1 protein-coding gene is annotated in these 232 nt (G+C 72.0%); it reads right to left on the bottom strand.

The genetic code is table 11. The annotated features are described in order from the left end of the window. Window positions 1-232, bottom strand: a 232-nt coding sequence (locus KVT44_RS57340; RefSeq protein ID WP_217577237.1) for a hypothetical protein, incomplete at both ends; no start/stop codon positions are given.

Below are 232 nucleotides of genomic sequence, written 5' to 3'. Positions count from 1 at the left end.
GCCTGCTCGTCGCACGCGTGGGCGCACGCGTTGGCGGTCTGGAAGTCCGTGGAGAGAGTGCCGCCTGCGTGCCCCCCCCTGGTGAGACCGGCCGAGGCCGCCTCGAAGCAGACGAGTGCCTCAGGCAGGTGTCCGCGGGACAGCGCCGCGGTCCCCCGCAGACTCAACGCCATGAACGGCGCCACCTCGTCACCGAGTTCAGCGGCCAGCTTCTCGCTTTCCGCCAGCCGGG

This window comes from Streptomyces sp. GbtcB7 (genome assembly GCF_019091445.1).
GTDB classification, from domain to species: Bacteria; Actinomycetota; Actinomycetes; order Streptomycetales; family Streptomycetaceae; genus Streptomyces; species Streptomyces mirabilis.
The sequence above is the reverse complement of the archived record's forward strand: the minus strand, read 5'-3'. Positions and strand labels throughout refer to the sequence as shown.